This window comes from Okeania sp. SIO2B9 (genome assembly GCF_010672505.1).
GTDB classification, from domain to species: Bacteria; Cyanobacteriota; Cyanobacteriia; order Cyanobacteriales; family Microcoleaceae; genus Okeania; species Okeania hirsuta.
The window spans coordinates 1-8468 of record NZ_JAAHGK010000158.1; the positions used below are offsets into that span (position 1 = coordinate 1).

General features: G+C 36.8%; 2 protein-coding genes. Both read left to right on the forward strand.

Annotated elements, in window-relative coordinates; genetic code table 11:
• Window positions 1-854: 854 nt before the first annotated feature.
• On the forward strand, window positions 855-3308 hold the full coding sequence (pheT, locus tag F6K13_RS08115; RefSeq protein WP_287244429.1) for a phenylalanine--tRNA ligase subunit beta: 2454 nt from the start codon (window positions 855-857) through the stop codon (window positions 3306-3308).
• A gap of 825 nt (window positions 3309-4133) precedes the next feature.
• Window positions 4134-8276, forward strand: a complete 4143-nt coding sequence (locus F6K13_RS08120) for a response regulator (RefSeq protein WP_287287171.1) — start codon at window positions 4134-4136, stop codon at window positions 8274-8276.
• Window positions 8277-8468 lie beyond the last annotated feature (192 nt).

The window sequence follows — 8468 nt, forward strand, 5'->3', positions numbered from 1 at the left end:
AATCATTAGATTAATAATCTAGATATATTACATTATACTTATGTAATAGTAAGATAATAATATGTAATAGTAAAATGATAATATGATTAAAGTTTATAGTTATTTTGCAAAATAATCTCAAATCACAAAATTCTTGATTAAGATTAAGTTGATCTCTAAATCAAATATTTCCATAATCAGAAAAGGTATTTTAGTCAGGACAGAAAAGTAGAAGCATCAAATATTAAAAATCAAAAGTAGCAATCCGTAATACTAATGAGTTACTCGAAAGCATTAATATGATTTTTGATTTCTGTATCTGCAACCTCCACAAAAGTCAAAAGAAGATAAATATAAGTGAAAAATTTTAACTAATAATCATTTGAGTGAATTAGTAATTAATAAAGATTAATAAAGTGACAAATGTTACTTTTACCTTTTGTGATCCTGGAAGAAGAATTTAGAAGTCAGGAAAAGGATCTAACCGTTAAAGGAAGTATTGGCATACAGAATTAATTAGTGGAAGGTTAAGGCCAACTACTAACTAAATACTACCAAATTAATGATTTGTTGGGAGTCTTAAACTCACTTATCCCCCCCCCATGCCCAAAATTTAAGTACCTGTGAAAATTAATTTCACATTTAATTGAGGTCGGGAAAAGAAAATAGTAAGGCAAACAAACCTCCATTGATGATAGAACAGATAGCAGTTTCTTTGCCATATCCCATTGACCATCAAGACCGACGATAAATTAAAAGTTCGACAAATTATGACCCCACCCACCAGAGAGATAAAATGTTACTTGAAGTTATAAATATGGCCTAAGAGCAAATATCTTGCTCTACTGTGCCTCAAGATCGGGAATTATTAAAGAATGCGTATCTCTCTGAACTGGTTGCGGGAACTGGTAGACATCAAAATTTCTCCAGAAGAGTTAGCTGAAACTCTGACAATGGCAGGCTTCGAGGTAGAAGAAATAGAAGATCGAAGCACCTGGGCAACTGGGGTAGTCGTAGGAAAAATATTAGAAGCTAATAAACATCCTAATGCTGATAAACTCAAAGTTTGCCAAGTAGATATTGGCAAAGCAGAGCCATTAAATATTGTCTGTGGAGCGTCTAATGCTAAAGCAGATATTTATGTGCCAGTAGCAACTATTGGTACTTATTTGTCGAAAATTGACTTAAAAATTAAAAAGAGTAAACTACGAGGTGTCCCCTCTGAAGGGATGATTTGTTCCTTGGCAGAATTGGGCTTAACAAAAGATGCTGAAGGAATTCATATCTTTGAGTTAGAAAATCCCCAGTTAGGCAGTGATGTTCGGCCTTTACTTGGTCTAAATGATGTCATTTTAGACTTGACAACAACAGCAAATCGTGCTGATGCTTTGAGTATGATTGGTGTTGCTCGAGAAGTGGCGGCCTTGACAGGAGCATCTCTGAGAATACCAGAAGCTTCTGGCGCTCTGATTACAGAGCAAGAAAGCTCTAGTAGTCTGAAAATAGATATCTCAGAGTCGGCAGCTTGCCCGATCTATATTGGTACTTTTATTGAAGGAGTAAAAATTAGTCCTTCACCAGGATGGTTAAAACAACGATTGGATGCTGCAGGTATTCGGTCTATCAATAATGTAGTAGACGTTACTAACTATATTTTGTTAGAGTGGGGTCAACCACTTCATGGGTTTGACCAAGACAAAATAATAGCCCTGACAGGTAATGAGCAGTTGACAATAGGAGTTCGTTATGCAAAGTCTGACGAATCTCTGACGACCCTAGACAGTCAAAAGCGGACCCTGGAAGCTGAAACATTATTAATTACGGCCAATGACAAACCAGTTGCTTTAGCTGGAGTAATGGGTGGTGAAGAAACGGAAGTTAATGACAATACCACAAACCTATTATTGGAAGCAGCAATTTTTGCTCCGATCGCTATCCGTCGTTCAGCTAGGACTCAAGGTCTACGCACAGAAGCATCAACTAGATATGAACGTGGGGTTAATCACGCTGAATTAGCATTGGCCTGCCGTCGTGCTATTATGTTGATTACTGAACTAGCTGGTGGAAAGACTACTACTCAAGAAAGTTTTAGCACGGCAGGAGACCACCTGACAGTAACTCGTGAATTATCCCTCCGTCTCAACCGAATTAATGAAATTTTAGGACCGCTGAAGCGCGGAGAAGGTACTTTGTATGAATCTTTTCTCCAACCAGAAGAAGTGGAAGGTATTCTCGCATCTTTAGGATGTGGTTTAATTAGATCGGAAATTACAGAGGAGGTAGTTTGGAATGTGACAGTACCTCCGTATCGTTATCGAGATTTAGAACGGGAAATAGATCTTATAGAAGAAGTCGCCCGTTTGTATGGATATGATAACTTCTGCGAAACTCTACCAAGTAAAAGTGCTGCGGGTTATTTACCACCGGAACAGTCTGCGGTGCTTAATCTCAGAGCAGCTTTCCGTGGAGCAGGGTTAACAGAATTGATGCACTATTCTTTGGTTAAGCAAGGTGAGGAAAATCAAATAGCGATCGCTAACCCTCTGTTTGTGGAATATTCTGCTCTCCGTACAGAATTATTAAGTGGACTTATTGATGCTTTTCAATATAACCTCGAACAAGGAAATGGAGCATTAAATGGGTTTGAAATAGGTCGTATTTTCTGGAAAGAGGGAGAAAAATTTCAGGAAGCAGATGCGATCGCTGGAATTATGGGTAATGCTCCCAAAAGTTGGACTCTAGGTGGTCGGGAACAACCTTTAAGTTGGTTTGAAGCTAAAGGTATTTTGACACAAGTGTTTGAACGACTCTATTTAGCAGTTGAATATAAACAAACCTCTGAAAATTCCTTATTGCATCCAGGGAGAACAGCGTCATTATGGTTGGAAGGTAAATCACTCGGTGTATTCGGGCAATTGCATCCTCAACTACGACAGGAGCGAGAGTTACCAGATGAGGTTTATGTTTTTCAACTTAATTTAGAGTTACTCTTGTCAGTGATGACTCAAGCAGATATGTTGAGGCGCAAGTTTAGCGGTTATTCTACCTTCCCACCTGCTGACCGAGATATTGCTTTCTTTGTGTCAGTTGAGGTGTCTGTGAATGAGATTAAACAGGTAATTTCTGAGTCTGCTGGAAAGTTATTAGAGTCAATAGAATTATTTGACGAATATCGGGGTGAAAATGTACCGGAGGGTCAAAGGAGTTTAGCATTTCGATTAATATATCGGATGAGCGATCGTACTCTTACTGATGCAGATATTGACCCTATTCAGCAAAAGGTTCGAGATGCTTTGGTTGATAAATTTCAAGTAAATCTCAGAAGTTAATATTTGTGAGTTATTGTTGGTAGTTTATCATCAACATCAAAATGATGAATTATCAACAATAAATAAGGTTTGCGCTCAAAAGTCTTTTAGTAGGGGGTAGGAGACAGGAGACAGGAGACAGGAGACAGGAGAAATGGGAATGAGCGAGGAGATAGGAATAAGAATTGTCCCTTGATTTTTCTGCCAAACTATGCGCCTAAAATACGCTCCTTTTTGAGCGTTTTATACCAAATTCACGCAAAGGCAGTTACATCTTAATTTGTGATTTCTTCTTAAAAGAAAAAATTATAAATTCCATAAATTCTAAAATTTCCACCTTTTTTCCTCTTTAATATTTATGTTTTTCTTTCTCTGTTCCCTGTTCCCAGCTCCGGTGTTCCCTGTTCCCTGTGTCCTCACGCTTTGCAATATTTTATGAAATTGGTATTAGACTCAAACAAGCGCACTTTTTTCGATCCTAAAAAGGCTAAAACCAATATCAGTCAATGCTTTTATATTTAATCAGCAAGCCATAAATACATCTATAGATATCTCCATAAAAGAGGGAATAGGGAATAGGGAATAGGGAGAAATTTATCAGAACCTTAACCAAATTATCAGCTTATCTCTGTAGCTATTTTTTCATTAATAGATTAATATTAAGACAGTTAATATAATACTTATTGTTCAAACTTCTGAATAATTACGAAGTTTAATTATCCTAATTTAGACAACTTGAATACCATCAAGTAAAATGTAATTTTATGAATATTGATAACTGCCAAAAACAAAGTAAAAAAAATGAACTTTTTCCATAAGAATAAAAAATCACTAAAAAATTATAGCTTGACAAGCAAACTAGGATTAATATTACTAATCATCTTAGGTTATTTAGGCAATTATTTCAAATTACCTTTATTCTTTGGGGTAGATTTTCTCTTCGGTAGTATTGCAGTGTTTATGATAGTCGAACTCTATGGAGTTATATGGGGAACAATAGCCGCCTTCATTGCTGGTAGTCACACATACTTCCTCTGGCACCATCCCTATGCGATCGCTATCTTTACTCTGGAAGCTATGTTTGTGGGAATAATGTTAAAGCGTCGCCCTTGGCAAAATATAGTCTTGCTAGATGGAATATATTGGCTTTTGATTGGGATGCCTCTAGTAGCATTATTTTATGGATTAATGTTGAACGTAGGTACAACACAAACTGTATTAATTATGTTGAAGCAGTCAATTAATGGCTTCTTGAACGCCTTAATTGCTAACTTAATTGTTAGTTATTTACCTATAAATCAACTGTTTAAATTATCTAAAAATTACAAAAAAATCTCTTTTCAAGAAACTATTTTTCACTTATTAGTCGCATTAATTTTATTACCTGCTTTAATCCTCACAATCTTGAATGGACAACATATACTAACAATAGTAGAAAAAGATATTCAAAAAGAACTGAAGGCCACAACAAATCCTCTGGTAAATAATTTACAGTTTTGGTATCAAAAACACTTGTATGCTGTTGAAGAATTAGCAAAAATAGCAGCTCAAGTACCTGAGAATGAAATATCTACTCTTCAACAAAGTACATCAGTAATAAAAAAAGCATTTACCTCTTTTTTAAAAGTATATGTTACTGATGCTAAGGGTAATATAATTGCGGCTGAACCTGCATTGAATGAATTAGGAGAATCATTAGTCAACTTAAACATATCTAATAAGTATACTTGGAGCAAACTTGCCAAAGAATTGCAACCACAAGTTACAGATATTCATAGAGATAAAGCATCTCCTTTTCCTCATATAGGTATCATAGTACCAATAGTCAAAGAGAATAGCTTCCAGGGAATAGCTTATGCTTCTGTCGGCATAGCTGAATTAGGTCAACTTCAGCAACTAAATACTCAAATAAAAGAAATAAATATAATACTGGTTGATAGCAAACAATACATCATTACTGAGGGTAGTTCAGAGGCAACTACGAAGGAAAAATTTGACTTACAGGAAACAGGAAATGTGGAATACGAAGGAGATATCTTTAAGTGGCAACCAACAACACCAGGAATGCCAAAGATGAAACGATGGAAACAATCTTTTTATGGAAAAAAGATGCAAATTAGTGCCGATCTTCCTTGGACTCTATATGTAACATTACCTACAGCTCCTTACATAGACTTCCTAGAAACGAGTTATATTAAAAATTTGGTGACAATGCAAATAATCGCAGTGGTAGGATTAATCATATCAGTCTTAGTGAGCAAAAAATTAGTAGCACCGATGTTAACACTGACACAAGTAACCACAGACTTATCTCAAAAACTACTGTATCAAGAAGCTCCTATAGGTTTGGCAAAGAAGAGTAGAATCGCAGAAATTAATACCCTCACTGCTAACTTTCAGTCAATGCTATTAGCTTTACAGGAAAAATTTACTGAAATTAAGCACACAAACGAATCTCTAGAAAACCGAGTCAGGGAAAGAACTCAAGAACTACACAAAAAAAATCGAGACCTCAGTGCAGAAATTCTGGAACGTCGCCGGATAGAATCTATTTTGAGCGATCGCGAAGAACGCTATGCACTTGCTATATCTGGTACAAACGATGGAATTTGGGATTGGGATATACAAACAAATCAGGTTTACTATTCACCTACCTGGATGAGAATTATTGGCCACGAAAATGACCCACTTCCTTACACTTTATCTACTTGGTCAGATAATATACATCCAGAGGATCTAGAAGCAACCCTCAGAGATGTAGAAGCACATTTAGCAGGAGAAACAGAACGTTATCAGAATACCCATCGCATCAAACATCGGGATGGGCATTATGTCTGGATATTTACCAAAGGACAACGTATTTGTGATGATTCAGGTCAACCCTATCGCGCTGTTGGCACAATAACAGACATCACAGAGAATAAGCAAGCAGAAGATCGAACCAGAACTGCTAAAGAAGAAGCAGAAGTTGCTAACCGAGCCAAAAGTGAATTTCTCGCTACAATGAGCCATGAGATCCGGACTCCAATGAATGCAGTTATTAGGATGACAGGTTTACTGTTAGACACAGAGCTAAACTCACAACAGCAAGATTTTGTCGAAGTTATCCGCAACAGTGGAGATGCTTTATTGAGCTTAATTAATGATATTCTTGATTTCTCTAAAATTGAATCTGGCAAACTATGTTTAGAGGAACAACCTTTTAATATCCGAAGCTGTATAGAGGAATGTCTAGATTTATTGGCTCCAAAAGCAGCCGAAAAAAAATTAGAGCTAGCTTATCTAATACAGCAACAAACTCCTGAAGTTATAGTAGGAGATGTAACTCGGTTACGTCAAGTATTAGTTAATCTCCTCAGCAATGGAGTCAAATTTACAGAAACTGGGGAAGTGGTATTATCAGTAACAGCTTCACTTCAGAATCAAAATTTAGACCCTGGGCAAAAAAGGGATTGTCCCATTCCCAATCAAACAGAATGTCTAGAATCATATGTTCCCTGCTCTACTGTCTACGAAATACAATTTGCGGTCAAAGATACTGGTATTGGTATTCCTCAAGATCGCATGGATCGTCTGTTCAAACCTTTCAGTCAAGTTGACGCTTCTACAACTCGTCACTATGGTGGCACAGGATTGGGGTTAGTTATTAGCAAGCGGTTAAGTGAAATTATGGGAGGAAAGATGTGGGTAGAAAGTGAAGCAGGAGTTGGTTCGACTTTCTTTTTCACTGTAGTAGCTACTGCTATTGGCGAAAATTCATGTCTTGGTCAGAAATCAGAAACTGAAACAATATTAAAAAATAAACATTTGTTAGTTGTAGATGACAATGCTACTAACAGGCAAGTACTAACACTTCAAGCAGAATCTTTATGTATGATTTCTCAAGCTGTAGGTAGTGGGCAAGAAGCGATAAATTTATTACAGTCAGGACAGACATTTGATTTTGCTATTCTAGATGTATATATGCCAGTAATGGATGGCTTCACTCTAGCTAATAAAATTCGCAAGTTACCTAATTGTCAAGAATTACCTTTAGTTTTTCTCAGTTCTCTAAGTCAACTAGAATACTCTACTGAGAACGTTAATATCAATGCTACTGCTTATCTCAACAAACCAATTAAACAATCTCAACTAGAAAAAGTGTTAGTAGGTATCCTGAGAGAGAGTATAGTTGATAGTACCCAAAAATCTAAAATTCAATCAAATTCCAAGTTAGCAGAAAAATTACCTCTGAAAATTCTATTAGCTGAAGATAACCTCGTTAACCAAAAAGTAGCAATTAATATTCTCAAAAATTTAGGATATCGAGTTGATGTTGCCGCTAATGGGTTAGAGGTATTAGCAGCTTTACGTCGTCAATCTTATGATGTGGTGCTGATGGATGTACAAATGCCAGAAATGGATGGTTTGACTGCTACACGCCAAATTTGTACTGAATGGGAGAAAGAAAAACGCCCCCGTATTATTGCTATGACGGCCAATGCAATGCAGGGCGACCGGGAAAATTGTCTAGCTGCTGGTATGGATGACTATATTAGTAAACCAGTTCGCTTAGAAGCATTGACTACAGCTTTAAGTAAATGCAATTTCCCAGAAACAACAACTGAACAAGATGTTTTACCTCAACCAAAGCTAGAAGAAGTCATCGATCTAGCAGTGTTGCAAGAGTTGAAGGAAATTGCTGGAGGTGAATCTGAGCTTTTAGTAGAAGTAATTGATTGCTATTTGGAAGATTCACCTAAACTGTTAGATGAAATGACTCAAGCAATTCAAGAACAGCAGGCAAAATTACTACAAAGGTCTGCTCATAGCATGAAATCTAGTAGTGCTTCTGTAGGGGCCACTAATTTGTCTGAGCTTTGCAAAGAGTTAGAATATATTGGGCGTGGAGGTACCACAGAAAGAGCGGATAAGATTTTATCTCAGGCACAGGCAGAATATAGGCTGGTCGAGACTGCCTTGCGGTTTGAGCTTCAGGCTTATATTTGAAGGAAGAAGGAAGAAGGAAGAAGGAAGAAGGAAGAAGGAAAAAGGAAGAAGGAAAAAGGAAAAAGGAAGAAGGAAGAAGGAAAAAGGAAGAGCTATTGTTAGCAGACTGACACAGCTAAAACTGTGCATTAGCTTTTAACTTGAAAATTCTTAATGCATGACTTTTCCCTATTCCCTATTCCCTATTGTTAG